Below are 25,409 nucleotides of genomic sequence, written 5' to 3'. Positions count from 1 at the left end.
GTGCCCGCCCCTCCCTTGGCGGCACCACTCAGCACTGACCCGCTCCCCGGCCGTCGCCTGAAGGTGGGTGCGTCGCTGCGCGGGGCGTGGTCCCCTACCCGCCCTTCCACCGTTCCCCGGGCTGCGCCCGGACCCGTCACCCCACGGCGCTCCGCGCCCGCGCCTCAAACGCCGGCGAGGCTGAAGTTGCCGGACCTGGCAGCCCACGCCCGCCAAAATCCAGCCCCGCCGGCATTTGAGGCGCGGGGGTCCGGGGCGGAGCCCCAGAAGGCCGGGCGCAGCCCCGACCTCACCGGCCGACCCCGACCGACACCCTCCAGCCCCGGGGTCACCCGCGTCGCCGCCGCCTGGAAGGCCGTCAACGTCGGCTGACCCGGGCCGCCCCCGGGCCGGTCCGACGGCCCCCGGCGCCGGGAGGGGCGCACCCGTGACACCATCAAGGACGTGCTCGACATCGGCTACTCCCTCTCCCGGCGCTTCCCGGACCCCCCGCAGACCGACTACCGCTCCGCGGACGTCCGGACCCTGCGCCACGACCTCTTCTGCGGTGACGTCTACCTCGCCGACACCGACAAGGACCGGGAAGTATCCACAGCCTGGGGATGGGTCCCGGTCCTCGACTTCGCCTGGGCCCTGTGCGACATCGTCGAGCAGCTCGACGAGGACCCGCGCGGCAGCCGTTCCGCCAACCGCCAGTACGCCGAGCTCGACTTCACCGAGTCCGCCGACCGCATGCTCTTCGAGCGACGCTTCGGCTGGGTCGACGTCGAGGCCGACTGGATGGCGCCCGAGGAGGAGCCGCTGACCTTCAGCCACCGCCTCCTGCGCCGCGAGGCCCGCGACTTCCTCCACGACCTCATCGCCGACCTCGTCGACATGCACGACGGCCTCGCCGACAACCCCGTCATCTGGACGCTCCAGTCCCGCTTCCCCCGCGTCCCCGCCTGACCCCGCGTCCCACGAGCCCCGGGGACCCCGCCCGCCCCCGGGGACCCCGCCCGGCCCCGCCCCGCCGCTACCCCACCACCCGCACCCCCAGCTGCGCCGCCAGCGCCGGAGCCAGCTCGAACAGCTGCGCAGGGCTGATCACCGCCCCCGCCAGGGCCTCCACCCCGCGCGCGATCCCCAGCTCCGAGGCCGCCCGCAGGTCCACGTCCGTCATCCGGGCCCCGGTGAAATCGGCGCCCCGCACCACGCACCCCCGGAACTCCACCCGCTCCAGCACCGCGCCCCCGAAGTCCGGCTCCACGAGCACGCAGCCGTCGAAGACCACGTCCTTCAACCGGGCCGTCCGCAGGTTCAGGTAGTCGATCTTCCCGCCCCGTACGAGGACCCGCTCCAGCACCGCCCCGTGCAGCTGCGCCCCGCCCAGCCGCGGCTCCAGCAGCTCCACGTCCCGCAGCGAGGCCCCCGACAGGTCGGTGCCCACCCCCCGGACCCCGTCCAGCACCGAGTCCAGCACCCGCGCCTTCGCCAGCCCGGCCGCGTCCAGCGCGCACCGGCGCAGCGCGCAGTCCATGAACCGCGCCCCCACGCCCTCCTGCCCGGCCAGGTCGAGGTCGGCGAACTCCAGCCCGTCGTAGTCCCCGTCCGGCTCCAGTTCACCGCCCTCCCACGCCACCAGCCCCGGCAGCCGCACCTCCGGCCGCCGCGCCGCCTTCACCGCCGACGCCGCATCCGCCGCCCGCCCCGCCGCCGTCCGCCCCGCCGTCCGCTGCCGCTCGTTCCGTGTCGCCATCCCCCCATCGTGGCGCACGCCTGTGACAACGGCGGCCCGCCCTTGACCTCAACCCCGCTTCAGGTCCGAGGCTTGCCGGATGGACACCATGCGCGCCATCCGGCTGCACGCCTTCGGCCCCGCCGAGAACCTCTCCTACGAGACCACCCCCCGCCCCGTCCCCGCCTCCGGCCAGGTCCGCATCGCCGTCGCCGCGGCCGGCGTCCACCTCCTCGACATCAGCCTCCGCAAGGGCGTCGAGGGACCCCCCGCCCCCCTCCCGGCGCTCCCCACCACCCCCGGCCGCGAGGTGGCCGGCACCGTCGACGCCGTCGGCCCCGGCACCGATCCCGCCTGGCTCGGCCGCTCCGTCGTCGCCCACCTCGGCTTCGCCCCCGGCGGTTACGCCGACTACGCCGTCACCGACGCCGCCCGCCTGCACCCGGTCCCCGAGGGCCTCGACCACGCCCGGGCCGTCGCCATGATCGGCACCGGCCGCACCGCCCTCGGCATCCTCCAGTTCGCCGGCCTCGGCCCGGGCTCCACCGCCCTGATCACCGCGGCCGCCGGCGGAATCGGCACGCTGCTCGTCCAGTACGCCAAGAACGCCGGCGCCACCGTCGTCGCCCTCGCCGGAGGCCCCGCCAAATGCGCCCTGGCCACCGCCAACGGCGCCGACCTCGCCGTCGACTACACCACCGCCGACTGGGCCGGCACCGTCCGCGCCCACCACCCCGACGGCGGCACCGTCCTCTTCGACTCCGTCGGCGCGGCCACCGCCCGTACCGCCCTCGGCCTCCTCGCCCCCGGCGGCCGCCACCTCGTCCACGGCTGGTCGGGCGGCCCCCTGACCCTCACCGACGCCGAACGGGCCGCCCTCGCCGCCCGCGGCATCACCAGCCAGGTCGTCCTCGGCCCCGCCATGCTCGAAGCCGTCGGCGCCCCCGACCCGCTCCGCGTCCTGGAGACCCGCGCCCTCGCCGAAGCCGCCGCCGGCCGGCTGCGCCCCGCCGTCCGGCGCTTCCCGCTGGCCGAAGCCGCGGCCGCCCACCGCGCCCTGGAAACCCGCGCCACCACCGGCAAGGTCGTCCTGGAGCCGTAGCCCGTACGGGAGACCCCGCGCCCGGCACCCCCGCCGCGGCGCGGCCCGCCACCCCGCCACCCGCCTCACCTCCCCAACAGCACCCCGGCCACCGCCACTTCCGGCTCCGGCAGCCGCGTCCGGCCGTCCTCCAGCTCCCACAGGCAGTTCTGCACCACCCGCCCCAGCGTCCACGCCCGTGCCCGCTCCCGGTCCAGCCCCATCACCTCCGTCAGCAGGTCGAACCGCCACCCCACGTCCCCCTCCCGGAACGCGTTGACCAGCGAAGGCAACAGCTCGAACCCCGGATCCCCCGACAACGGCTTCGGATCGATCGCCAGCCACGGCTCCCGCACCCCGGCCAGCACGTTGCCGAAGTGCAGGTCCCAGTGCAGCAACCGGTCCCCCGGCTCCCCCGCGACCTCCGCCAGCGCCGCCGCGCAGTCCCGCAGCAGCCGACGCTCTCCCGCGTCCGCCAGCCTCCCCACCGCCTCCGGGACCCGCGCCCGCATCCCCGCCGTGACCTCGCCCAGTCCCCGCAGCCCCTCCGGCGCCCGGACCGCCGTCAGCCGCGCCAGCAACTCCCCCACCACCAGCACCGCGGCGCGCGCGTCCCGCTCCGCGAGCGCCGAGAGGTGCCGTCCCGCGTCCAGCCGCTCCAGCAGCAGCGTCCCCGTCGGGCCGTCCCACTCCAGCAGCCGTACGCACCCGCGCCCGTCCCACGCCCGCAGCGCGAGCGGCTCCCCCGCGGTCTCCTCGTCCGGCGCCGGCAGCTTCAACGCCGCCTCCGTGCCGTCCGCCCGCACCACCGGCAGCACCAGGGCCGTCATCCCGTGCATCGCCGAGCCCGCCACCCGCAGCCCCCACCGCTCCAGGAACTCCGCCACCCGCACCGGCAGTCCCTCGATGAACTCCCGCCCCGCCGCTCCCCCGTACCGCAGTTGCACCTCGACCAAGCCGTACGGAATCTCCACCATGGCGCCGACCCTACGCAGCTATCCCCCGATGCCCGCCTCCCCGAGGACCCGCCCGAACGCGGCCGCGTCGAACATCGCCCCGTCCTTCGCCCCCACCGGCTTCCCGTCCACCAGCACCGCCGGCGTCCCCTCCGCCCCGGTCGCCTCGAAGGCCCGCTCGGCCTCCCCGGCCCACCCCGTGTACGTCCCCTCCGCCACGGCCCGGTCGAAGGCGGTCCCGCGCAGCCCCGGCACCCGGTCGGCGATCCGCAGCAGCAGCTCGTCGGTGAACCTGCCCTTCGGCTGACTGGCGAAGACCGCCGCCTGGTACTCCGCGAACTTCCCGGCGTCCACCGACGCCCGCAGCGCGTTCACCGCCTTGACGGAGCCGCTCGCCCCGCCCCGGTCCAGGAACGAGGCCAGCAGGTACTCGATCCGCACCTTCCCCCCGTCCGCCAGCTTCAGCAGCGTCTCCCCGCCCGCGGCCTCGAACTTCGCGCAGTAGCCGCACCGCGGGTCCACCAGCACCTGCACCGTGCGCGGCGCCCCCGGCCTGCCCACGACCACCTTCGCCCCGTCCACGACGGCCGGCAGCGTCGCGAGCCGGTCCGCGATCGGGCTCGTCCGCACCTCGGCCGACGCCGCGTCCGAACCCGACCGCGACCCCGACCCCGAACCCGAACCCGACCCCGAACCGCAGCCGGCCACCGCGCCGCCCAGCAGCGCCGCCGCCGCCACCGCCGCGACGACCCGTCCCGCGCGCCCTGCCCTCCGTACGCCCACCACCACCGGAAACCCTCTCCGTAAAAAACTCATACACCATAAAAACTGACAAATACTCTCCGCCACCCTACGCACGGGCCGGCCCCCGCACAGGGGCCAAACGGCCTGTCAACGGCCCCCGGAACACGACACCCCGCCCCTGGACACCCCTCGGACACCCCGTGTACCAACTCCCCCATGACGATCAACGGCGGTATCTCCTTCTGGTACGCGACCGACTCCACCGCCCCCCGGCCACCGCGCACCCCCCTCACCACCGACGCCACGGCAGACGTCGTGATCGTCGGCGGCGGATACACCGGCCTGTGGACGGCGTACTACCTCAAGCGCGCCGCCCCCGGCCTGCGCGTCACCGTCCTGGAGCAGAAGTTCTGCGGCTACGGCGCCTCGGGCCGCAACGGCGGCTGGCTCTACAACGGCATCGCCGGCCGCGACCGCTACGCCGCCCGCCACGGCCACCAGGCGGCCCAGCGCCTCCAGCACGCCATGAACGAGACCGTCACCGAGGTCATCGAGACCGCCGCCGCCGAGCACATCGACGCCGACATCCACCGGGGCGGGGTCCTCGAAGTCGCCCGCACCCCCGCCCAGCTGACCCGCCTGAAGGCCTTCCACGCAGCCGAACTCGGCTTCGGCGAGAGCGACCGCGTCCTCCACGACGCCCCCGGCACCCGCGCCCTCATCGACATCGCCGACGCCGTCGGCTCCAGCTGGACCCCGCACGGCGCCCGCGTCCACCCCCTCAAGCTGGTCCGCGGCCTCGCCGCCGCCTGCGAACGCCTCGGCGTGGTGATCCACGAATCCACCCCCGTCACGGAACTCGCCCCCCGCCGCGCCGTCACCCCCTACGGCACCGTCCGCGCCCCGTACGTCCTGCGCTGCACCGAGGGCTTCACCGCCGCTCTCAAGGGCCACAAGCGCACCTGGCTCCCCATGAACTCCTCGATGATCGTCACGGCCCCGCTGCCGCCGTCCGCCTGGGAGTCCCTCAACTGGTCGGGCTCGACGCTCCTCGGCGACATGGCCCACGCCTACATGTACGCCCAGCGCACCGCCGACGGCCGCATCGCGATCGGCGGCCGCGGGGTCCCGTACCGCTTCGGCTCGCGCACCGACCACGACGGCCGCACCCAGCCGGCCACCGTCACGGCCCTCACCGGCCTGCTCTTCTCCTTCTTCCCCCAGCTCACCGGCACGGAGATCACCCACGCCTGGTCGGGCGTCCTCGGCGTCCCCCGCGACTGGTGCGCCACCGTCACCCTCGACGCCACCACCGGCCTCGGCTGGGCGGGCGGCTACGTCGGCTCCGGCGTGGCCACCGCCAACCTCGCGGCCCGCACCCTGCGCGACCTGGTCCTCGGCGAGAGCACCGAACTGACCGGCCTCCCCTGGGTCCAGCACCGCGTCCGCCGCTGGGAGCCCGAGCCCCTCCGCTGGCTCGGCGTCCACGCCCTCTACGCCGCCTACCGCGAGGCCGACCGCCGCGAAACGGCCACCCACCGCCCCACGACCACCCCCCTGGCCCGCCTCGCCGACCGCATCTCGGGCCGCGCCTGACCCCCGCCCCCACCCCACCCCGGAACACGCCGAAGGCCCCGGACCACAAGGATCCGGGGCCTTCACGCGCAGAGCCCCCTGTCGGATTCGAACCGACGACCTACGCATTACAAGTGCGTTGCTCTGGCCGGACTGAGCTAAGGAGGCGGGGCCGCACTCACTCTACACAGCGGTCGATTCGGGAGGCCATCACGTTCCGGACCCCCCGGAACCGGGCCCGCGGACGGATCCGCGGGCGCCGGGTGCTGACAGGAGGCGTCCCGGCGGGTAGCGTCGGGCGGAGTCCGGTCAACTGGACTAGACCTTCCACTCGGATCGTCCGGCACGTTCCTGCCGGTAGAAGGGATACACCACCATGGCTTCTGTCACCTTCGACAAGGCGACCCGCCTCTACCCGGGCGGCGACAAGCCCGCCGTCGACCAGCTGGAGCTGGAGATCGAGGACGGCGAGTTCCTCGTCCTCGTCGGCCCCTCCGGCTGCGGCAAGTCCACCTCCCTGCGCATGCTCGCGGGCCTGGAGGACGTCAACGGCGGCGCCATCCGCATCGGCGACCGCGACGTCACGCACCTGCCGCCCAAGGACCGGGACATCGCGATGGTGTTCCAGAACTACGCGCTGTACCCGCACATGACGGTCGCCGACAACATGGGCTTCGCGCTCAAGATCGCCGGTGAGGACAAGGCCACCATCCGCCGCAAGGTGGAGGAGGCGGCCAAGATGCTCGACCTCACCCAGTACCTGGACCGCAAGCCCAAGGCGCTCTCCGGCGGTCAGCGCCAGCGCGTCGCGATGGGCCGCGCCATCGTCCGCAAGCCGCAGGTCTTCCTCATGGACGAGCCGCTGTCGAACCTCGACGCCAAGCTCCGCGTGTCCACCCGCACGCAGATCGCCGCGCTCCAGCGCGACCTCGGCATCACCACCGTCTACGTCACCCACGACCAGGTCGAGGCCATGACGATGGGCGACCGCGTGGCGGTCCTCAAGGACGGGCTGCTCCAGCAGGTCGACACCCCGCGCAACATGTACGACCGGCCGGCGAACCTGTTCGTGGCCGGGTTCATCGGCTCGCCCGCCATGAACCTCGTCGAGGTCCCGATCACCGACGGCGGCGTGAAGTTCGGCGAGAGCGTCGTCCCCGTGTCGCGCGAGGCGCTGTCCGCCGCCGCCGACGCGGGCGACCGTACGGTCACCGTCGGCGTCCGCCCCGAGCACTTCGACATCGGTGACAGCGGCGGCCTCACCGTCACGGTCAACGTGGTCGAGGAACTGGGCGCGGACGGCTACGTCTACGGCAGCACCACGCTCGGCCTGGAGAAGGCCACGCAGGACATCGTGGTGCGCGTGGGCGGCCGCCAGGTGCCGGAGAAGGGGTCGACGCTGCACGTGGTGCCGCGGGCCGACGAGATCCACGTGTTCTCCACGTCCTCGGGCGTACGACTGTCCCGCTGAGGTTTCGGACCGGCACAGCGACGCGAACGCGCGCGAGGAGGGGCGTCCCGCCAAGGGGCGCCCCTTCCGCGCGAGTTGCCCTCGGCGCGGCGCCCCCGGCGCTGCACGAACCCCGGCAGACCGGTCCATTCGGCCGCACCCGTCAACCCCGGATTCGAAAAGCCACGTCGAACCATCCCCCGACCGGGTGACTAAATGTCGCCAAATCCTCACCGAGCGCTACTCTCGCCCTCGTGACCCACACTGCCCGCCGTATCGGCCGTTCCCTCGCCCTGGTCCTGCCCGTCGTCCTGGTCCTGTCCGGAACCCTCGCGGTCACCATGGTCCCTTGGGCGGACAATTCCCCTTCCCAGATCCTGACCGCCTCCGCCGAGGACGTCTCGGTCCCCGCGAAGCCGCGTGCCGCACAGGACGTGCTGCGCGAAAAGCTGCTCGGTGAAATCCGGCAGGGCCAGGAGCCGGGCGACGTCCTGACGCACCTCCAGCAGGAGGTGGACAAGCGGCCCTCGCTCGCCGAGCACTGCGTGGGCATCGCACGGGCGTTGGGCCGGGCCGCCGTGGACGTGTACGGGCCGACGAAGGCGCAGACCTTCGCACGTCCGGTGTGCGACACGGCGTACGCGTCCGGCGTCGCCTCGATGGGCTGACGCCCGCCGCGCCTGCCTCCGCCGGGGCAGGGGCCGTCCCTACGCTGGCGGCCATGAGCGACGTTGCCCCCGTACCGCCCGTACCGCCCGGACCGCCCGCACCCCCGGCACTGCCCGTACCGCCCGCCTCCGTCCCGTCCGCCGCTTCGCCCCAACCCACCGACCGCGCAGCCGCGTTCCCCGCCCCGCCCACCCAGGCCGTCGTCCTGGCGGGCGGCCAGGGTTCGCGGCTGCGGCCGTATACGGACGACCGCCCCAAGCCGATGGTGGAGATCCCGGGGACGGGGCTGCCGATCATCGGGCACCAGCTGGCCTGGCTGGCGGCGGAGGGGGTCACCGACGCCGTCGTCTCCTGCGGGCACCTCGCCGAAGTGCTCCAGGAGTGGCTGGCGGGAGCCTCGTTGCCGCTGCGCGTGACGACGGTGGTGGAGGAGGAGCCCCTGGGGCGCGGCGGCGGCCTCAAGTACGCGGCCCGGCACCTGCCTTGCCCCGGCCGGCCCTGGTACGCGACCAACGGTGACGTGTGGACGCGGTTCCCGCTGCGCGAGATGGCGGCCTTCCACGAGGAGCGGGGGGCACTGGCGACGCTGGCGCTGGCGCGGCCCCGGATGCCGTGGGGCGTGGTGGAGACGAACGAGTTCGGGCAGGTGCTGGACTTCATCGAGGCACCGCCGTCGCCGTACCCGGTGAACGCCGGGGTCTACGTCTTCGCTCCCGCCTTCACGGCGCTGCTCCCGGACGTGGGGGACCACGAGCGGACCACGTTCCCGCACCTGGCGCGCGAGCGGCGGCTGGCGGGCTTCCCGCTGCCGCAGGGGGCCTACTGGCGGGCGATCGACACGGCGAAGGACCTGACCGAGGCGGCACGGGAGCTGGCGGCCCAGCAGCCCGCCTGAGCCGCCCCTCCCGGACCCCGCCGCCTCCTCCCCCGTCCCGGTACGCCGCAGGGCCCGGCGCGCGCTCGTGGCGTGCCGGGCCCTGCGGGACGGGTACGGGGGCGGTCAGCCGAGGAGGCCGCCGACGAGGCCGGGCTTCTTGGCCGGGGTGTCCCCGGCGCCCCGGTTCCCGGAGGAGGTGGCCGGCGGCTGCTGCGGGCTGGACTGCTTCGGAGCGCTGCTGCGCGGGGTCTGGCCGCTGCCCTTGGTGGAGGTGCTGGGGGCCCCGGAGCCGGTGCCGGCGCTCTCCCGGGCGGTGGTTCCGCTGCCGGTGCGGGCGGGCTTGGCGGTGGGGCCGGCGGAGGCGGAGGCGGAGGGGCCGGCCTGCTTCGAGGGCTGCTGGCGGGCGGGCTGCCCGGGCTGCTTGGCGGGGACCTGGGGCAGCGGGCTGCCGGGCAGGTAGTTGCTCGGGGCCTGGCCGGGGCCGGGAACGGTGACGACGGTGCTGGAGCGGACGGCGCCGCCCAGCAGGGAGCCGATGATCAGGGTGAGCCCGCAGACGACGGTGGCCATCACGGCGCCGCGCCGCAGGACCCGGCGGCGCAGCCGCCAGACCTCGCTGCGCGGGCCGAGGGTGCGCCAGGCCTCGCCGGCCAGGCGTCCGTCGAGGGAGTAGACCGGGGCGCCGGCGATGATCAGCGGGCTCCAGGCGGCCAGGTAGATGATGTCGGGGGCGTCGTAGGCGGGGACGGTCTTCCAGCTCACCGTCATCAGGAGCGCGGCGGAGAGCAGGGCCCCGATGCAGGCGGCGAAGCGCTGCCACAGCCCGAAGACCGTCAGGACGCCCACGATGACCTGGAGGAAGGCCACGCTGAGCCCGGCTCCCACCGGGTGGGCGAGGGCGAAGTCGCGCAGCGGTTCGGCCAGGGCCCAGGGGTGCAGGGTCTGGAGCCAGGTGACCATGGAGCCGCGTTCGCCGCCGTCGAAGTAGACGGGGTCGCAGAGCTTGCCCATGCCCGCGTAGACGGAGATGAAGCCGAGGAAGACGCGCAGCGGGAGCAGCACGACGCCGAGGTTCATCCGGCGGCCGGGGTAGTACGAGGCCTGGGCCCGCGGGTCGGCGGGTCCGCGCCGGGCGTCGGGGCCGGCCTCGGGGCCGGTCTCGGGGCCGGGATGGCGGCCCCCGTCGTACCGGTCGTGGGGCAGGTCGCGCAGGGCGGCGAGGGAGCGGGTCTCGTCCGGGTCGCCGTAGCTGCGCTGGCCGATGACGGTGGGGGTGGCGAGGGTGTCGTCGGCCAGGTCGTGGGCCAGGTCGACCCGGGGGATGGTCTGGGTGGTGCCGCCGTCGTACTCGTCGTGTCCGCGGCCGGCCTCCCGCACGGCCTGGAGGAGCCCGCCCATGGCGGCCGCGTCGCCGGGGGCGGCCTTGCCGCTCCAGACGACGGGGGCCCGGCGGCGGGTGGCTCCGGCGGCGGCGACCACGGCGGCGCCGAGTACGGGTGCGCGGCCGGGGGCATTCGCGGGCTTGGAACGCGCGCTCGGGCTCGGTGCGAGCCGCACGCGGAAGCTGGCGTGGTTGACGATGACCTGTGCGGGGTCGCACGGCACCTTGACCATGCTCAGCGCGGGCTGGTCGTCGAACCCTGACGTTCTGGTGTCCACACTCATCTAACCGAGTGATGAGTGTTTAGGACACTGCCTTGACAGCAGGGATCTGTCCGAGACCCGTCAAGATCAAGTCACCCCGCCCGGAAGGGGCGGGGTGACACGCTCACGGGTCACATCCGGTGAGCCAAGTGGATCAAGCGGACCGGCCGGACGGGCGGCCCGGGCGGCCCGGCAGACCGGACGGACCGGACCGGACGGACCGGACCGGCCGGCCGGATCAGACCCGGCCGCTCTCGGCGCGGCGGCGGGCGGCCTCGTACAGGACGACGCCCGCGGCGACACCGGCGTTCAGCGACTCGGCGCCGCCCGGCATCGGGATGCGGACGAGGTAGTCGCAGTTCTCGCCGACGAGGCGGCCGAGGCCCTTGCCCTCGGAGCCGACGACGATGACGACCGGGCCGGCCAGCTCGGCGAGGTCGTTGACCGTGTGCGTGCCCTCGGCGGCGAGACCGACGATGGTGATGCCGGCCTTCTTGTAGTCCTGGAGGGCGCGGGTCAGGTTGGTGACGCGGGAGACCGGGGTGCGGGCGGCGGTGCCGGCCGAGGTCTTCCACGCACCGGCGGTCATGCCGGCGGCGCGGCGCTCGGGGATGACCACGCCGTGCCCGCCGAAGGCGGAGACGGAACGGACGATCGCGCCGAGGTTGCGCGGGTCGGTGACCCCGTCGAGGGCCACGATCAGCGGGTCCTCGCCGTTGTCGTACGCGGCGGCCGTGAGGTCCTCCGGGTGCGCGTACTCGTAGGGCGGGACCTGGAGGACCAGGCCCTGGTGGTTGAGCCCGTTGGTCATGCGGTCGAGCTCGGGGCGCGGGGCTTCCATCAGGTTGATGTTGCCGCGGTCGGCGGCGAGCTTGAGGGCCTCGCGGACGCGCTCGTCGTTGTCGATGAACTGCTGGACGTAGAGGGTGGTGGCGGGGACGCCGTCGCGCAGCGCCTCGAAGACCGGGTTGCGGCCGACGACCATCTCGCTGGTGCCCTTCACACCGCCGCGGCGCGGGGCCGGGCGGCGCTTGGCCGCCTGGCGGGCCATCGCGTTGCTGATGCGGTTGGCCTTGTGCTTCTTGCGGTCCTCGGCCTTGGGCGTGGGGCCCTTGCCCTCCAGGCCCTTGCGCCGCTGGCCACCGCTGCCGACCGTGGCGCCCTTCTTGTTGGACGTGCGGCGGTTCCTGCGCTGGCTGTTCCCGGCCATGACCTCTACCTGTTTTCGTTGGTGCTGCGATATGTACGTATGAAGAGTGTGCCGCCCGGAAGGCCGGGCGGCACAGTCGGACTGCTCCGGCGGGCCCTGTCGGTCGTACGCGCCTAGCGCGGGCCGAGGGTCCAGCGGGGTCCGGTGGGGCTGTCCTCGATGACCAGGCCGGACTGCTGGAGCTGGTCGCGGATGGCGTCGGCGGTGGCCCAGTCCTTGCGGGTCCGGGCGGATTCGCGCTGTTCCAGGACGAGGCGCACGAGGGTGTCGACGGCTCCGTGGAGGTCCTCGCCCCGGTCCGCGGACTCACCGGCCCAGTGCGGGTCGAGCGGGTCCAGGCCGAGCACGCCCAGCATGGCCCGTACCTCCGAGAGGCGGGCGATGGCGCCGTCCTTGTCGTCGGCGGCCAGCGCGCTGTTGCCCTGGCGGACGGTGGTGTGGACGATGGCGAGCGCCTGCGGGACGCCCAGGTCGTCGTCCATCGCCTCGGCGAAGGCCGGGGGCACCTCGCCGGCGGGCTCGACGGGGGCGCCCGCCTTCTCGATGACGCGCTGGTAGAAGCCCTCGATGCGGGCGAAGGCGGACTCCGCCTCCCGCAGGGCCTCCTCGCTGTACTCGATCATCGAGCGGTAGTGGGGGGTGCCGAGGTAGTAGCGCAGGACGATCGGACGCCAGTGCTTGACCATCTCGGAGACGAGCACCGAGTTGCCGAGCGACTTGGACATCTTCTCGCCGGACATGGTGACCCAGGCGTTGTGCACCCAGTACTTGGCGAACTCGTCGCCGAAGGCGCGGGCCTGGGCGATCTCGTTCTCGTGGTGCGGGAAGATCAGGTCCAGCCCGCCGCCGTGGATGTCGAAGGCCTCGCCGAGGTACTTGTGCGCCATCGCGGAGCATTCGAGGTGCCAGCCGGGACGGCCGCGGCCCCAGGGGGTCTCCCAGGAGGGCTCGCCGGGCTTGACGGACTTCCACATCGCGAAGTCGCGCGGGTCGCGCTTGCCGGTCTCGCCGGTGGACTCCGGCTGGCGGATGTTGTCGAGCTCCTGGCGGGAGAGCGAGAGGTAGCCCGGGAAGGACTTCACGTCGAAGTAGACGTTGCCCTCGGACTCGTAGGCGTGCCCGCGCTCGATGAGCCCGCGCATCATCTCGATCATCTCGGGGACGTGGCCGGTGGCACGCGGCTCGTAGGTGGGCCGCAGGCAGCCGAGCGCGTCGTAGCCGGTGTTGAAGGCCAGCTCGTTGTCGTAGCCGATGGACCACCACGGGCGGCCCTGGTCGGCGGACTTGGCGATGATCTTGTCGTCGATGTCCGTGACGTTGCGGATGAAGGTGACCTCGTAGCCGCGGTAGGCGAACCAGCGGCGCATGATGTCGAAGTTGAGGCCGGACCGGATGTGCCCGATGTGTGGGGCGGCCTGCACGGTCGCGCCACAGAGGTAGATCGAGACGCAGCCCGGGATGAGCGGGGTGAAGTCGCGGATCTGCCGGGCGCTGGTGTCGTACAGGCGAATAGTCACGGCATCCAGGGTAGTGGGCCTCTAGCAGTGCCCCGCGACCCTTTGGGCACCCGGGGGCGGGTTTGTTGCGGGTGGGTCGTGGGACGGGGTCCCGTACGGGCGGTTTTCCCGTTGTGGCCGCCGCGCGGGCGGGCCGGCCCTCGACCGCCCCGCGAGGCTCCCCCGTCCCGCTCCCGACGCCGGGCCGCCGTCGGCGGTACGGGTCCGGGCCCGGCCGGGGCCGGTCCCGGACCGGCGGGTCAGGCGCGGTAGACGAGGGCCGTGGCGATGGCGGCGAGGCCTTCGGCGCGGCCGGTCAGGCCCAGGCCGTCGGTGGTGGTGCCGGAGACGGAGACGGGGGCGCCCGCCGCGGCCGAGAGCGCCTTCTGTGCTTCTTCGCGCCGCTTGCCGACCTTCGGGCGCACACCGATCACCTGGACCGCGATGTTGCCGATCTCGAAGCCCCCGGCGCGCACGATCCGGGCCGCTTCCGCCAGGAGGGCGACCCCGGCGGCGCCGGACCACTCGGGGCGGGAGGTGCCGAAGTGGGCCCCGAGGTCGCCGAGGCCGGCGGCGGAGAAGAGGGCGTCACAGGCGGCGTGGGCGGCGACGTCCCCGTCGGAGTGACCGGCGAGGCCGTCCTCGCCCTCCCACAGCAGCCCGGCGCACCACAGCTCGCGCCCGGCCTCGAAGGCGTGCACGTCGGTGCCGATCCCGACGAGCGGGATCAGCGGTGCCCCGGCGGAACCTGCGGAGCTAGTAGGCATCGGTGGCCCTCCTGCGGGCGAGTACGGCCTCGGCGAGGACCAGGTCGAGCGGACGGGTGACCTTGAAGGCCTCTTCGTGGCCCGGGACGACCACGACGGTGACCCCGGTGCGCTCCACCATGCCGGCGTCGTCGGTGGCGCCGTCGCCGCTGACGGCGATGGCCTCGTGCGCGCGCAGCAGCGTCGCGAGGTCGAAGCCCTGCGGGGTCTGCACGGCGCGCAGCCGGGCCCGCTCGGGCGTGGCGACGACCGGCTCGGGCTCGCCGGGCCCGCCGGGCTCGACCTCCTTGACGGTGTCTGCCAGCGGCAGGGCGGGGACGACGGCGGGGGCGCCGCCGCGCACGGCCTCGACGACGGAGTCGACGGTCTCGACGGGTACGAGCGGGCGGGCCGCGTCGTGGATCAGTACGGAGGTGACGTCGGCGGGGAGCGCGTCCAGACCGGCCCGTACGGACTCCTGGCGGGTCTCGCCGCCGGGGACGACCAGGATCTCGGTGCGGTCGGGCAGGGCGTGCTCGTCGAGCAGGTTGCGCACCTCGGCGACGCCGTCGGGCGGGGCCACGAGGACGACGAGGGAGACCGCGCGGGAGCGGGCCATGGCCCGGACGGCGTGGATCAGCATCGGCGTCCCGCCGAGGGCCCGCAGGGCCTTGGGGGCACCGGGGCCGAGGCGTACCCCGCGGCCGGCGGCCGGGATCACCGCGGCGGTGCGGTGGGGGCGCGTTGGGTCAGACATCAGTAGTAGCTCCGGGCCAGGTTTGTGACTTCGGCCGACGTGGGTATGGCCTGAAGGGTGCCGGGTGCGCCGCCCTCGCCCCTTCCGTGACGACCGGTCGAGCCGGCAGCCCGGATCCGGCACACCGGGTGGTTCCGGCGCGCCGGGCGGTGGGGAAGCGGACCCAGGGGTGGGGAAGCAGACCTACGGGTCCGAAGAATATGGGGCAGACATGCCGCAGCGCCCGGCAACAGCCCTCTCGTGGAGGAGAGGGCTTGTCATCGGGCACCGCGGCACACTGTGGTTCGGTTCGAGCGTCAGGACGCGAGAACCTCGTCGAGGAGGGCCTCGGCCTTGTCCTCGTTGGTGTTTTCGGCGAGCGCGAGCTCGCTCACCAGAATCTGACGCGCCTTCGCGAGCATGCGCTTCTCACCCGCGGAAAGCCCGCGCTCACGCTCACGACGCCACAGGTCACGCACTACTTCCGCGACCTTGATGACATCGCCAGAAGCGAGCTTCTCCAGATTTGCCTTGTAGCGCCGGGACCAGTTCGTCGGCTCTTCTGCGTACGGTGCGCGGAGCACCTCGAAGACCCGGTCCAGCCCGTCCTGGCCGACTACGTCGCGAACGCCGACGAACTCCGCATTGTCCGCAGGCACACGAACCGTCAGGTCGCCCTGGGCGACCTTGAGCACCAAGTAGGTCTTGTCCACGCCTTTGATCTGGCGAGTTTCGATGGCCTCGATCAGCGCGGCCCCGTGATGGGGATAGACCACGGTGTCGCCAACCTTGAACGTCATGTGACAGGTACCCCTTCCGTGGCTATCCAGGGTAACACGAGAACTGACTGTTATGAATGGCGTTTTCGCAGGTCAGGGCACATCTCGGGGCTTGACAACAGCGACACGATCGTGCTGCGACGGGCTTCCGGAAGGGGGTATTCGCAGGTCGGAGGCGCTGTGCGGACCAGTCGAATCGACCACGCTACACCCGGCGAAGGAGCTCACGAGTGTGACGTACGTCCCGTTTTGCCGGTTTGGGTGGCGCGAAACCGAAGTACTCCGTTCGACTGGCGGCCACCCGTACGGAGCGGGTTCCGGCCCAATCCCGAATTGATCACCGGGTGGCGTTCGAAGGGAATCCCGGAATTGATCACCGGGAGGTGTCCGGCGGGTTATGCGAATGCAAGATCACGGGAGCGGCGCAGCCGGGGGCACCCGCTGCGGAGGGTCGGGTGCGGGGGCGGGGCGGCGGCTCGGTAACCTAAGCCCGCTGACACACCCTTAGGGCGGCTTTACCTCGGCCGTCCCGAGAGCCCACCCTCCCGTCCGTACGTCCTAGGAGTTGCCGCAGCCGTGAGCCGCAGCCTTCGACGCGGCGCCCTCGCCGCTACCGCCGTCGTGTTCTCGATCGCCTCGCTCGCCGCGTGCGGTGCCGGCAACGACGCGCAGACTCTAGAGATCAAGCCGGACAACGCCGCCGTCACCAAGGGCGACATCAAGGTCCAGAACGCACTGGTGATCACCCAGGGCGAGAAGGGCAAGAAGGGGCCGGCCTCGGTCTCCGCGACCCTCTTCAACGCCGGCGACGCGCCGCAGACGCTGGACGGGATCACCCTCGCGGGTGGCAAGTCCAAGGTCGTCCTGAAGGGCGCCGAGGGCTCCGGCAAGGTCACCGTGCCCGCCGGCGGCTCCGTGGTGCTGGGCGGCAAGGGCAACGCCTCCGCCGTCATCGAGGGCGGCAGCGGCGCCGTCGAGCCCGGCAACGCGCAGGAGGTCGTCTTCCAGCTGAGCCGCACCGGTGACGTCGGCATCGCTGCCTTCGTGGTGCCGGCCACCGGCATGTACGCGGGCTTCGGCCCGACCGAGGCCCCGGCCCCGGCGGCCGCGAGCCCGTCGGGCTCCCCGTCCGGCACGCCGTCGGGCTCCCCGTCCGGTGCCCCCTCGGGCGCCCCGGGCGCGAGCCCGTCGGGCACGCCGTCCGGCTCCCCGTCGCACAGCGCCGGCCACTGACGCCGGGCACACGCACGAAGGGAGGGCCCCGACCGCAGCATGCGGTCGGGGCCCTCCCTTCATGTCCGGAGCGAAACGCCGCCGGCTTACGGCCGGCCCCGGGGGGCGGGCGTGGTGACTTCGGCTTACAGCTCGAACTTGTAGCCGAGGCCGCGCACCGTCACCAGGTAGCGCGGAGCACCCGGGTCCGGCTCGAACCCCTCCCCCGTGCGACCCTCGCGCGGCGAGGCCCCGGGGGCCTCACCGGCTTCGGACCGCTGCGCCGGCCTCCGGCCGGCCCCGGGGGGCGGGCGTGGTGACTTCGGCTTACGGCTCGAACTTGTAGCCGAGGCCGCGCACCGTCACCAGGTAGCGCGGAGCGCCGGGGTCCGGCTCGATCTTGGCGCGGAGGCGCTTGACGTGGACGTCCAGGGTCTTGGTGTCGCCGACGTAGTCCGCGCCCCAGACCCGGTCGATCAGCTGCATGCGGGTGAGCACGCGGCCGGCGTTGCGCAGGAGCATCTCCAGCAGGTCGAACTCCTTCAGCGGGAGGTCCACCTTGGCGCCGCCGACGGTGACCACGTGCCGGTCCACGTCCATCCGTACCGGACCGGCCTCCAGCGCCGCCGGGGTGACCTCCTCCGGCTCCCCGCGGCGGCGCAGGACCGCGCGGATGCGGGCGACCAGCTCCCGGGAGGAGAACGGCTTGGTGACGTAGTCGTCGGCTCCTATCTCCAGCCCGACGACCTTGTCGATCTCGCTGTCCTTGGCGGTCACCATGATCACGGGGACGTTGGAGCGGCCGCGCAGCTGTCGGCAGACCTCCGTGCCCGGCAGGCCGGGCAGCATCAGGTCCAGGAGGACGAGGTCGGCGCCGTTGCGCTCGAACTCGTCCAGCCCGTCGGGCCCCGTCGCGGCGATCGCGACCTCGAAGCCTTCCTTGCGGAGCATGTAGGACAGGGCGTCGCTGAAGGATTCCTCATCCTCGACGACGAGCACTCGGGTCACGGAAGGACCTCCGGGGCAGGGATGACTGGTTCTGGGTCGGGCAGGTGTGGGGCGGTTGCGGGGGTCTTCGCCGGCGCCGGCGCGGCCGCCTCGGGGAGCTTCAGGGTGAACGTGGAGCCCTGACCCTCCGAGCTCCATACCGACACCTCCCCGCCGTGCGAGGCCGCCACGTGCTTCACGATCGCGAGGCCCAGGCCGGTTCCTCCCGTGGCGCGGGAGCGGGCCGGGTCGACGCGGTAGAAGCGCTCGAAGACGCGTTCGCGGTCCTTCTCCGGGATGCCGATGCCCTGGTCGGTCACGGCTATCTCGATCAAGTCTCCCCCCGGCGCGGTCACCCGGCGCGCGGCGATGCCGACGCGGGTGCGGGCCGGGCTGTAGTTCACGGCGTTCTCGACCAGGTTGCCGAGGGCGGCCGCCAGCTGCCCCCGGTGGCCCCATACCCGCAGGTCGGCCGTGCCGCCGGCGGCCATGGTGATCTGCTTGGACGTCGCCGTGTGGCGGCACCGGTCGATGGCCTCGGCCACGAGGGTGTCCACCCGTACGGGCTCGGCGTCCTCCAGTGCCTCGTCGTTCTGCACCCGGGAGAGGTCGATCAGCTCCTGTACGAGGTTGATCAGGCGGGTGGACTCGATCTGCATCCGGCCCGCGAAGCGGGTGACCGCCTCGGGGTCGTCGGAGGCGTCCATGACGGCCTCCGAGAGCAGGGAGATCGCTCCCACGGGGGTCTTCAGCTCGTGCGAGACGTTCGCGACGAAGTCCCGGCGGACCGCCTCGATGCGGCGGGCCTCCGTGAGGTCCTCGACGAGCAGGAGCACCAGCCGGGAGCCGAGCGGTGCGACGCGGGCGGAGACCGCGAGGGCCTCGCCGCGGCCGGTGCCGCGCCGGGGCAGGTCGAGCTCGATCTGGCGTATCTCGCCGTCCCGGCGGGTGTCGCGGGCCATGTGGAGCATGGGCTCCACGGCCAGCTTGCCGCCGCGGACCAGGCCGAGGGCATATGCCGCCGAACTGGCCTTGACCACGGCGTCGCCCTCGTCGAGGACGACGGCGGAGGAGCGGAGCACGGAGAGGACGGTGTCCACTCCGGGCGGGAGCACCGCGTTGATGTCGGGGCGCATGGAGCTCCGGGTGGGGCGGGCCTGGTCGCGCTCGCTCCAGCGGAACGCCAGCATGGCGATCACACCGGTGCACAGACCGGCGATCGCTGCAGCTGCGGCGACCGCCGCGTTCACGTCCATGCGTCCAGGTTAAGCAGGCCGGAGGACACTTCCACAGCCGTTCGGGTGGCGGCCCGAACACTCGTCGCCCAGAGTTCACCCTGGCGACGGGGTTGATTCACTTGTGATGCCGGAGTCGGACGCCTCTGCGTCCGAACGTGTAAACGTGGGGCAATCGGCCACGCAGTAGCGAGTAGCAGGCAAGAGAGGGACACCATGCGCGACGCGTACCACGAGGAACTGGACTCGATCGGAGAAAGCCTGGTCGAGATGGCCCGGCTCGTAGGTTCCGCGATCGGGCGGGCGACGACCTCCATGCTGGACGCCGATCTGAAGCTGGCGGAGAGCGTCATCGCCGCCGACCAGAAGGTGGACGACCTCCAGCACGACCTGGAGGCCCGTGCCATCGCGCTGCTGGCCCGCCAGCAGCCGGTGGCGACCGACCTGCGCATCGTGGTGACCTCGCTGCGGATGAGCGCCGACCTGGAGCGCTCCGGCGACCTGGCGCAGCACGTGGCGAAGCTGGCGCGGCTGCGCTTCCCGGACACGGCCGTGCCGCGCGACCTGCACGCGACGATCCTGGAGATGGGGCAGCTGGCGCAGCGCCTGATGGCGAAGGCGGCCGAGGTCATCATCACGAAGGACGTGGACCTGGCGCTCCAGCTGGAGCAGGACGACGACGAGATGGACCAGCTGCACCGCACGCTGTTCCAGCACCTGATGGACGACCGCTGGAAGCACGGCATCGAGACCGCCGTCGACGTGACCCTGCTGGGCCGCTACTACGAGCGCTTCGCCGACCACGCGGTGTCGGTGGCCAAGCGCGTGGTGTACCTGGTGACGGGTGAGCACGCGGACGAGCTCCAGCAGCCGACGCAGGTCGACGGCGTCTGAGGGCGCCCGGGGTTGCCCGGGGGTTGCCCGGGGGGGGCGCCCCGAGGGACACGCGGGCGCATCCGCGGGCATCCGGGGGGCGGGTTCGCGGGCGAGCCCCAATGCGCCGTTGACGCGCCGGTGTGGCTGGGCATGAATGAGGCGGGGGCGCTCCGTCGGCAGGGCGTCCCGTACGTGCGCCCACGAGGAGGATCCATGCCCGATTCCCCCGTCCCGCTCACCCCGGAGCAGGAGCAGCAGCAGTCCCGGCCGGAGCCCCTGCGCCTGCCGCTGCTCGCGGCCTGCGGCTGCGGTTCCGGCTGCGGCTGCGGCTGCCAGTCCGGCGCCCCCTGCCAGTGCGGCGGCTGACCCCGCCCCCGGAAGCACGCCCGAAGGGCCCCGCCCGGCCGAGTCCGGTCCGGCGGGGCCCTTCGTCTTGCCGGCGCCGGTCAGTCGCCGGTGTTGGTGGCCCAGACCGGCTGGTTGTTGCTGTTGTAGACGACGACGTTGCCGTCGTCCTGGACGGACAGGTAGTGGCCCTTGTGCCAGGTGCCGGCCGCCCAGACTGCGTTGCCGTTGCTGTCGTAGACGACGAAGTTGCCGTCCTCCTGGAAGACGGCGCTGCTGGCCTTGGGCCAGACGCCCGGCGCCTGCCAGGCCGCGTGCCCGTCCTTGTAGAGGACGAAGTTGCCGTCGTTCTGGACGCGCAGGACGGTCCGGCCGTTGCCGGAGGTCCAGGCCTGGTTCTTGTGGAGGGTGGAGCCGCCGTAGAAGTGGGCGTCGCTCCGGGCGGCGGCGGCGGCCGCGGGCGCGGACGAGGCGTCGGCGGCCGGGCCGGAGGCGAATACGGGCAGGAGCGCGAGGGCGAGCGCGGGGAGACCGCGCCGCACGAAGTGCTTGATCATGAACCGGAGTTGTAGCCGGGCTCCGGGCACGGCCGACAGCGCAGAAACGAAGCACTCACCCGTCCGGCCCACCACCTTCAGCGCCGAAACGCCACTGCACCCCCGCCCGAACCCACCCTCCCCCACCCCAAACCAACGATTTCCCCCCACCCCGACGCAAAACCGCCCCCACCCCCCGCACCCCCAAAAACGGCCAGCCCCCCACCCGCCGGAAAACGGCAGGTGGGGGGCTGTTCAGTGCGTACGGGTTACTTCTTGCCCTGGTTCTTGACGGCTTCGATGGCGGCCGCGGCGGCGGTCGGGTCGAGGTAGGTGCCGCCCGGGGTGAGGGGCTTGAAGGAGGCGTCCAGTTCGTAGGCGAGCGGGATGCCGGTGGGGATGTTGAGGCCCGCGATGTCCGCGTCGGAGATGCCGTCCAGGTGCTTGACCAGCGCGCGCAGGGAGTTGCCGTGCGCGGCGACCAGGACGGTGCGGCCCGCGAGGAGGTCGGGGACGATGCCGTCGTACCAGTACGGGAGCATGCGGACGACGACGTCCTTCAGGCACTCCGTGCGGGGGCGGAGCTCCGGCGGGATCGTCGCGTAGCGCGGGTCCCCGGACTGGGAGAACTCCGAGCCGTCCTCGAGGGGCGGCGGCGGGGTGTCGTAGGAGCGGCGCCACAGCATGAACTGCTCCTCGCCGAACTCGGCGAGGGTCTGGGCCTTGTCCTTGCCCTGGAGGGCGCCGTAGTGGCGCTCGTTCAGGCGCCAGGAGCGGTGGACCGGGATCCAGTGGCGGTCGGCGGCCTCCAGCGCGAGCTGGGCGGTGCGGATCGCGCGCTTCTGGAGGGACGTGTGGACCACGTCGGGGAGGAGGTCGGCGTCCTTCAGGAGTTCGCCACCGCGGACTGCCTCCTTCTCGCCCTTCTCGTTGAGATTGACGTCCACCCAGCCGGTGAACAGGTTCTTCGCGTTCCACTCGCTCTCGCCGTGACGGAGGAGGATCAGCTTGTACGGTGCGTCGGCCATGCGTACGAGCCTAATGGACGGCCCGGGGCGCTCGCGCGCGGCGGGGGAAGGGCCCGCGGGACCTTCGATTGACGTCCGGCGTCAATCCAGTGGCGGTCGCGGAGGCGTCCTCGTAACGTGCGGGAAGCAGAAGAGACGCTTACACCGCCGGGGGGATTCCTTATGTCCGTTGCCAGCATGAGACGGGCTGTCCGGGAGAGCGTGTCGGGTCTGCCGAGTGCCTTCTGGTGGCTGTGGGCGAGCACGCTCGTCAACCGGCTCGGGGCTTTCGTCGCCACATTCATGACCATGTACCTGACCCTGGACCGGGGCTACTCGGCCTCCTTCGCGGGACTCGTGGTCGCCCTGCACGGGCTGGGCGGCGTGGTGTCCTCGCTGGTGGCCGGGGTGATGACCGACCGGCTGGGGCGGCGGCCGACGATGCTGGCGGCGAACGTCTCGACGGGCCTGTCGGTGGCGCTGCTGGGCTTCATGGAGCACCCGGCGGCGATCGCGGCGGTGGCCCTGCTGGTGGGGATGACGTCGAACGCCTCGCGGCCCGCGGTCTCCGCGATGATGGCGGACATCGTCCGGCCGGAGGACCGGGTACGGGCCTTCGCGCTGAACTACTGGGCCATCAACCTCGGCTTCGCGATCAGTTCGACGGTGGCGGGGCTGGTGGCGGAGTACAGCTACCTGGCCGGCTTCCTCGGGGAGGCGGCGCTGACCCTGCTCTGCGCGGTGCTGGTGTTCCTGAAGCTGCCGGAGTCCCGGCCGGTGAAGGACGCGGCCGCGGAGGCGGCGGCCGGGCCCGAGGTCCGGCTGGGGAGCGTGCTGCGGGACGGGCGCTTCATGAGCGTCGTCGGGCTGTCGTTCCTGATCTCGCTGATCTTCACCCAGGGCTCGGTGGGGCTGCCGGTCGCGATGGGCGCGGCGGGCTTCTCGCCCGGCGACTACGGGCTGGTCCTCGCGGTCAACGGGGTGCTGATCGTGGCCCTCCAGATCCCCGTGACGCGGTTCATCGAGCACCGCGACCCGCAGAAGCTGCTGGTGGCCTCGGCGCTGCTGGCCGGGTACGGGTTCGCGATGACGGCCTTCGCCGGGCCGCTGTGGGCGTACGCGCTGACGGTGCTGGTGTGGACGCTCGCGGAGATCGTGAACTCCCCGACGCAGATGGGACTGGTGGCGCGGCTGTCGCCGGTGCACGGACGCGGGCGCTACCAGGGGATGTACACGATGTCCTGGGCGGTGGCCGCGCTGGTGGCGCCGCTGATGGCCGGCTTCGTGATCGACCACCTGGGCGCGGCCTGGCTGTGGGGGGCGACGGGGGTCCTGGGGACGGTGGCGGCGCTGGGGTACTGGCTGCTGATGCGGGGGCTGCCGCGGAGCGGGCCGGGACCGGCCGCCGTGCCGAGCGGCCGACCGGCCGCGGCGCAGGCGCAGGCGCAGGCGCAGGCGGCGGAGGCCAAGCCGGTGACGGCCGCGGCGGTGGAGGCCTGAGCGGAAGCCCGGCCGGGCGGGGGGGCAACGGGCGCGACCCCGGCCGACGGGCGCGTCAGGTCAACGGGCGCGGCCCCGGCCGACGGGCGCGCCCCGGCCGCCCGCCGCCTCAGGCCGACGGCCGCGTCAGGTGCTTGAACGCGTCCAGGTTGCGGGTGGACTCGCCCCGGGACACGCGCCAGTCGTACTCGCGCCGGATGGCGCCGGCGAAACCGAGCTCCAGCAGGGTGTTGAAGGCGCCGTCCGCCGCTTCCAGGACGGTGCCCAGCAGCCGGTCGAGGTCCTCCGGGGTGATGACGGACAGCGGCAGGCGGGCCGTGAGGTAGACGTCGCCGAGCGGGTCGACGGCGTAGGCCATCCCGTAGAGCTTGAGGTTGCGTTCCAGCAGCCAGCGGTGGACGCCCGCTTCGTTCTCGTCGGGGTGGCGGATGACGAAGGCGTTCACCGAGAGGGAGTGGCGGCCGATGCGGAGCGAGCAGGTGGTGCTCAGCTTGCGGGTGCCGGGGAGCTGGACGACGTAGCTGCCCGGTTCGGGGCTCTCCCAGCCCAGCTCGGCGCCGGCCAGCGTGGACTCGATGATCGCGGCGGTGTCAGCGTCAGCCATGGTGGGAGCGTACGCGACGGCGGTGATCGTGCATGGCTGCGGTGTACACGTCAGCGGTGCCGCCGGCGGCGGTGTCCCAGCCGAAGAACTGCGCGTGCCGCGCGGCCTCGGCGCCCATGCGGTCGGTGAGGCCGGGTTCGTCCACGAAGCGGCGCAGTTCGCGCGCGTAGTCCACCGGGTCGTGGCCGGGTACGAGGATGCCCGTCACCCCGTCGTTGACGGCGACGGGCAGGCCGCCGACCGAGGCGGCGAGGACCGGCGTGCCGGTGGCCTGGGCCTCGATCGCGACGAGCCCGAAGGACTCGCTGTAGGACGGCATGACCAGGACGGACGCGGCCCGGAACCAGTCGGCGAGCCGGTCCTGGCCCACCGGCGGGTGGAAGTGCACGAGGTCGGCGATGCCGAGCCGGGCGGCGAGCTTCTGGAGCCCCTCGGGCTTGGCGAGGCCGCTGCCGCTGGGGCCGCCGACGACGGGGACGAAGAGGCGGGAGCGCAGCGAGGGGTCGCGGTCGACGAGCTCGGCGACGGCGCGGAGCAGGATGTCGGGGGCCTTGAGGGGCTGGATGCGGCCCGCGAACAGCGGGATCACGGCGTCCTGGGGCAGGCCGAGGCGGGCGCGGGCGGCGGCGCGGCCGTCGCCGGCGGTGAAGCGGTCGAGGTTCACGCCGGGGTGGACGACGGCGACCTTGCCGGGGTCGGCCTCGTAGTGGCGTACGAGCTCGTCGGCCTCTTCGGCGGTGTTGGCGATGAGCCGGTCGGCGGCGGCGACGATCTGGGTCTCGCCGATGACGCGGGCGGCCGGCTCGGGGGTGTCGCCCTCGGCGAGGGAGGCGTTCTTGACCTTGGCCATGGTGTGCATGGCGTGGACGAGCGGGACGCCCCAGCGTTCGGCGGCGAGCCAGCCGACGTGGCCGGAAAGCCAGTAGTGGGAGTGGACGAGGTCGTAGTAGCCGGGACGGTGGCCGGCCCAGGCCTGCATGACGCCGTGGGTGAAGGCGCACAGCTGGGCCGGGAGCTCCTCCTTGGCGAGGCCCTCGTACGGGCCCGCGTCCACGTGCCGTACGAGGACCCCGGGCGCGAGCTCGACGACGGGCGGCAGCCCGCCGGTGGTCGCGCGGGTGAAGATCTCGACCTCTATGTTGATCGCGGCCAGGCGTTTGGCGAGCTCGACGATGTAGACGTTCATGCCGCCGGCGTCGCCGGTGCCGGGCTGGTGCAGCGGTGAGGTGTGCACGCTGAGCATCGCCACGCGGCGCGGCTTGCGGTGGTGGCCGACGGCCGGCAGGCGCAGCCGGGGCTGGTCGTGGCGGGGTCCGCGGGCAGCGGCGATGCGGCCGCTGATGCTGCCGCCGAGACGGGACACGTACTGGCTCAAGGGAGCTGTTCCTCTCGCTCGGATCGCGTCGCTGTGATCGCGTGGACGACGG

General features: G+C 73.2%; 25 protein-coding genes and 1 tRNA gene. 10 read left to right on the top strand and 16 right to left on the bottom strand.

Annotation, left to right across the window (positions count from 1 at the left end; translation table 11 throughout):
- The first annotated feature begins 444 nt into the window (after positions 1-444).
- Entirely contained in the window at positions 445-948 is a 504-nt protein-coding gene (locus tag ACFYYT_RS26700; RefSeq protein WP_351825669.1) for a hypothetical protein, read from the top strand.
- Between the two features lie 67 nt (positions 949-1,015).
- Here the strand turns inward: ACFYYT_RS26700 and ACFYYT_RS26695 are convergent, their stop codons facing one another.
- The gene (locus ACFYYT_RS26695; RefSeq protein ID WP_351825667.1) at positions 1,016-1,738 is read right to left on the bottom strand and encodes a pentapeptide repeat-containing protein; all 723 of its coding nucleotides are present in this window, start codon (positions 1,736-1,738) and stop codon (positions 1,016-1,018) included.
- A gap of 88 nt (positions 1,739-1,826) precedes the next feature.
- Here ACFYYT_RS26695 and ACFYYT_RS26690 point away from each other — a divergent pair, with 88 nt between their 5' ends.
- Positions 1,827-2,819 carry a zinc-binding dehydrogenase gene (locus tag ACFYYT_RS26690; RefSeq protein WP_351825706.1) on the top strand — a complete coding sequence of 331 codons (993 nt, stop codon included), beginning with the start codon at positions 1,827-1,829 and terminating at the stop codon, positions 2,817-2,819.
- 65 nt (positions 2,820-2,884) lie between these two features.
- On the opposite strand, the gene ACFYYT_RS26685 is transcribed toward ACFYYT_RS26690, so the two are convergent.
- Together ACFYYT_RS26685 and ACFYYT_RS26680 are read right to left on the bottom strand one after the other, a co-directional pair.
- Positions 2,885-3,775 carry an aminoglycoside phosphotransferase family protein gene (locus ACFYYT_RS26685; protein ID WP_351825665.1) on the bottom strand — a complete coding sequence of 297 codons (891 nt, stop codon included), beginning with the start codon at positions 3,773-3,775 and terminating at the stop codon, positions 2,885-2,887.
- 18 nt (positions 3,776-3,793) lie between these two features.
- Complete coding sequence (locus tag ACFYYT_RS26680) at positions 3,794-4,540, bottom strand: thioredoxin domain-containing protein (RefSeq protein ID WP_351825663.1); 747 nt, start codon at positions 4,538-4,540, stop codon at positions 3,794-3,796.
- A gap of 174 nt (positions 4,541-4,714) precedes the next feature.
- Here ACFYYT_RS26680 and ACFYYT_RS26675 point away from each other — a divergent pair, with 174 nt between their 5' ends.
- Positions 4,715-6,094: an FAD-binding oxidoreductase gene (locus ACFYYT_RS26675; protein ID WP_351825661.1), complete on the top strand. Its 1,380-nt coding sequence runs from the start codon at positions 4,715-4,717 to the stop codon at positions 6,092-6,094.
- 72 nt (positions 6,095-6,166) lie between these two features.
- Here ACFYYT_RS26675 and ACFYYT_RS26670 read toward each other — a convergent pair.
- Positions 6,167-6,241: transfer RNA gene (locus ACFYYT_RS26670), tRNA-Thr, on the bottom strand.
- 208 nt (positions 6,242-6,449) lie between these two features.
- On the opposite strand from ACFYYT_RS26670, the gene ACFYYT_RS26665 reads away from it, so the two are divergent.
- The 3 genes from ACFYYT_RS26665 to ACFYYT_RS26655 all read left to right on the top strand — a co-directional run bounded on the left by ACFYYT_RS26665 (position 6,450) and on the right by ACFYYT_RS26655 (position 9,087).
- Positions 6,450-7,544 (top strand): sn-glycerol-3-phosphate ABC transporter ATP-binding protein UgpC, encoded by a 1,095-nt coding sequence (locus ACFYYT_RS26665; RefSeq protein WP_351825659.1) that lies wholly within the window; start codon positions 6,450-6,452, stop codon positions 7,542-7,544.
- Positions 7,545-7,777: 233 nt separating this feature from the next.
- Complete coding sequence (locus tag ACFYYT_RS26660) at positions 7,778-8,191, top strand: hypothetical protein (protein WP_351825657.1); 414 nt, start codon at positions 7,778-7,780, stop codon at positions 8,189-8,191.
- A 53-nt stretch (positions 8,192-8,244) separates the two neighbouring features.
- On the top strand, positions 8,245-9,087 hold the full coding sequence (locus ACFYYT_RS26655) for a nucleotidyltransferase family protein (RefSeq protein ID WP_351825656.1): 843 nt from the start codon (positions 8,245-8,247) through the stop codon (positions 9,085-9,087).
- A 105-nt stretch (positions 9,088-9,192) separates the two neighbouring features.
- Here the strand turns inward: ACFYYT_RS26655 and ACFYYT_RS26650 are convergent, their stop codons facing one another.
- The 6 genes from ACFYYT_RS26650 to ACFYYT_RS26625 form a co-directional block, all read right to left on the bottom strand.
- Positions 9,193-10,734, bottom strand: a complete 1,542-nt coding sequence (locus ACFYYT_RS26650) for a DoxX family membrane protein (RefSeq protein ID WP_351825654.1) — start codon at positions 10,732-10,734, stop codon at positions 9,193-9,195.
- A gap of 217 nt (positions 10,735-10,951) precedes the next feature.
- Complete coding sequence (gene rlmB, locus ACFYYT_RS26645; protein WP_351825652.1) at positions 10,952-11,923, bottom strand: 23S rRNA (guanosine(2251)-2'-O)-methyltransferase RlmB; 972 nt, start codon at positions 11,921-11,923, stop codon at positions 10,952-10,954.
- 113 nt (positions 11,924-12,036) lie between these two features.
- Complete coding sequence (gene cysS / locus ACFYYT_RS26640; protein ID WP_351825650.1) at positions 12,037-13,440, bottom strand: cysteine--tRNA ligase; 1,404 nt, start codon at positions 13,438-13,440, stop codon at positions 12,037-12,039.
- Between the two features lie 239 nt (positions 13,441-13,679).
- On the bottom strand, positions 13,680-14,186 hold the full coding sequence (gene ispF / locus ACFYYT_RS26635) for a 2-C-methyl-D-erythritol 2,4-cyclodiphosphate synthase (protein WP_351825648.1): 507 nt from the start codon (positions 14,184-14,186) through the stop codon (positions 13,680-13,682).
- A complete protein-coding gene (gene ispD / locus ACFYYT_RS26630) occupies positions 14,176-14,922 on the bottom strand; it encodes a 2-C-methyl-D-erythritol 4-phosphate cytidylyltransferase (protein ID WP_351825646.1) in 747 nt (248 codons plus the stop codon). The genes ispF and ispD overlap by 11 nt, the downstream gene beginning before the upstream one ends.
- Positions 14,923-15,218: 296 nt before the next feature.
- Positions 15,219-15,701: a CarD family transcriptional regulator gene (locus tag ACFYYT_RS26625; protein WP_003953493.1), complete on the bottom strand. Its 483-nt coding sequence runs from the start codon at positions 15,699-15,701 to the stop codon at positions 15,219-15,221.
- 555 nt (positions 15,702-16,256) lie between these two features.
- Between ACFYYT_RS26625 and ACFYYT_RS26620 the strand changes: the two genes are divergently transcribed.
- Positions 16,257-16,913 carry a DUF461 domain-containing protein gene (locus tag ACFYYT_RS26620; RefSeq protein WP_351825644.1) on the top strand — a complete coding sequence of 219 codons (657 nt, stop codon included), beginning with the start codon at positions 16,257-16,259 and terminating at the stop codon, positions 16,911-16,913.
- Positions 16,914-17,219: 306 nt separating this feature from the next.
- On the opposite strand, the gene ACFYYT_RS26615 is transcribed toward ACFYYT_RS26620, so the two are convergent.
- Together ACFYYT_RS26615 and ACFYYT_RS26610 are read right to left on the bottom strand one after the other, a co-directional pair.
- A complete protein-coding gene (locus ACFYYT_RS26615; protein WP_042813788.1) occupies positions 17,220-17,900 on the bottom strand; it encodes a response regulator transcription factor in 681 nt (226 codons plus the stop codon).
- Positions 17,897-19,135, bottom strand: a complete 1,239-nt coding sequence (locus ACFYYT_RS26610) for an ATP-binding protein (RefSeq protein ID WP_351825642.1) — start codon at positions 19,133-19,135, stop codon at positions 17,897-17,899. Before ACFYYT_RS26610 ends, ACFYYT_RS26615 begins: the two co-directional genes overlap by 4 nt.
- Before the next feature lie 195 nt (positions 19,136-19,330).
- Between ACFYYT_RS26610 and phoU the strand changes: the two genes are divergently transcribed.
- Positions 19,331-20,008 carry a phosphate signaling complex protein PhoU gene (gene phoU, locus ACFYYT_RS26605; protein WP_351825640.1) on the top strand — a complete coding sequence of 226 codons (678 nt, stop codon included), beginning with the start codon at positions 19,331-19,333 and terminating at the stop codon, positions 20,006-20,008.
- Between the two features lie 195 nt (positions 20,009-20,203).
- Positions 20,204-20,356, top strand: coding sequence for a hypothetical protein (locus ACFYYT_RS26600; RefSeq protein WP_351825638.1), 153 nt, complete (start codon positions 20,204-20,206; stop codon positions 20,354-20,356).
- Positions 20,357-20,436: 80 nt separating this feature from the next.
- On the opposite strand, the gene ACFYYT_RS26595 is transcribed toward ACFYYT_RS26600, so the two are convergent.
- A complete protein-coding gene (locus tag ACFYYT_RS26595) occupies positions 20,437-20,892 on the bottom strand; it encodes a hypothetical protein (protein ID WP_351825636.1) in 456 nt (151 codons plus the stop codon).
- Positions 20,893-21,140: 248 nt separating this feature from the next.
- Positions 21,141-21,899, bottom strand: a complete 759-nt coding sequence (locus ACFYYT_RS26590; protein WP_351825634.1) for a phosphoglyceromutase — start codon at positions 21,897-21,899, stop codon at positions 21,141-21,143.
- A gap of 162 nt (positions 21,900-22,061) precedes the next feature.
- On the opposite strand from ACFYYT_RS26590, the gene ACFYYT_RS26585 reads away from it, so the two are divergent.
- Positions 22,062-23,378, top strand: a complete 1,317-nt coding sequence (locus tag ACFYYT_RS26585; RefSeq protein ID WP_351825632.1) for an MFS transporter — start codon at positions 22,062-22,064, stop codon at positions 23,376-23,378.
- A gap of 109 nt (positions 23,379-23,487) precedes the next feature.
- Here the strand turns inward: ACFYYT_RS26585 and ACFYYT_RS26580 are convergent, their stop codons facing one another.
- Positions 23,488-23,982 (bottom strand): YbjN domain-containing protein, encoded by a 495-nt coding sequence (locus tag ACFYYT_RS26580; protein ID WP_351825630.1) that lies wholly within the window; start codon positions 23,980-23,982, stop codon positions 23,488-23,490.
- Complete coding sequence (gene mshA, locus ACFYYT_RS26575; RefSeq protein WP_385320673.1) at positions 23,975-25,357, bottom strand: D-inositol-3-phosphate glycosyltransferase; 1,383 nt, start codon at positions 25,355-25,357, stop codon at positions 23,975-23,977. Before mshA ends, ACFYYT_RS26580 begins: the two co-directional genes overlap by 8 nt.
- Positions 25,358-25,409 lie beyond the last annotated feature (52 nt).

Source organism: Streptomyces sp. NPDC002032 (genome assembly GCF_042890765.1).
Taxonomy (GTDB): Bacteria; Actinomycetota; Actinomycetes; order Streptomycetales; family Streptomycetaceae; genus Streptomyces.
Note: the sequence above shows the minus strand (reverse complement) of the source record. Positions and strands in the feature narration are given on the sequence as shown.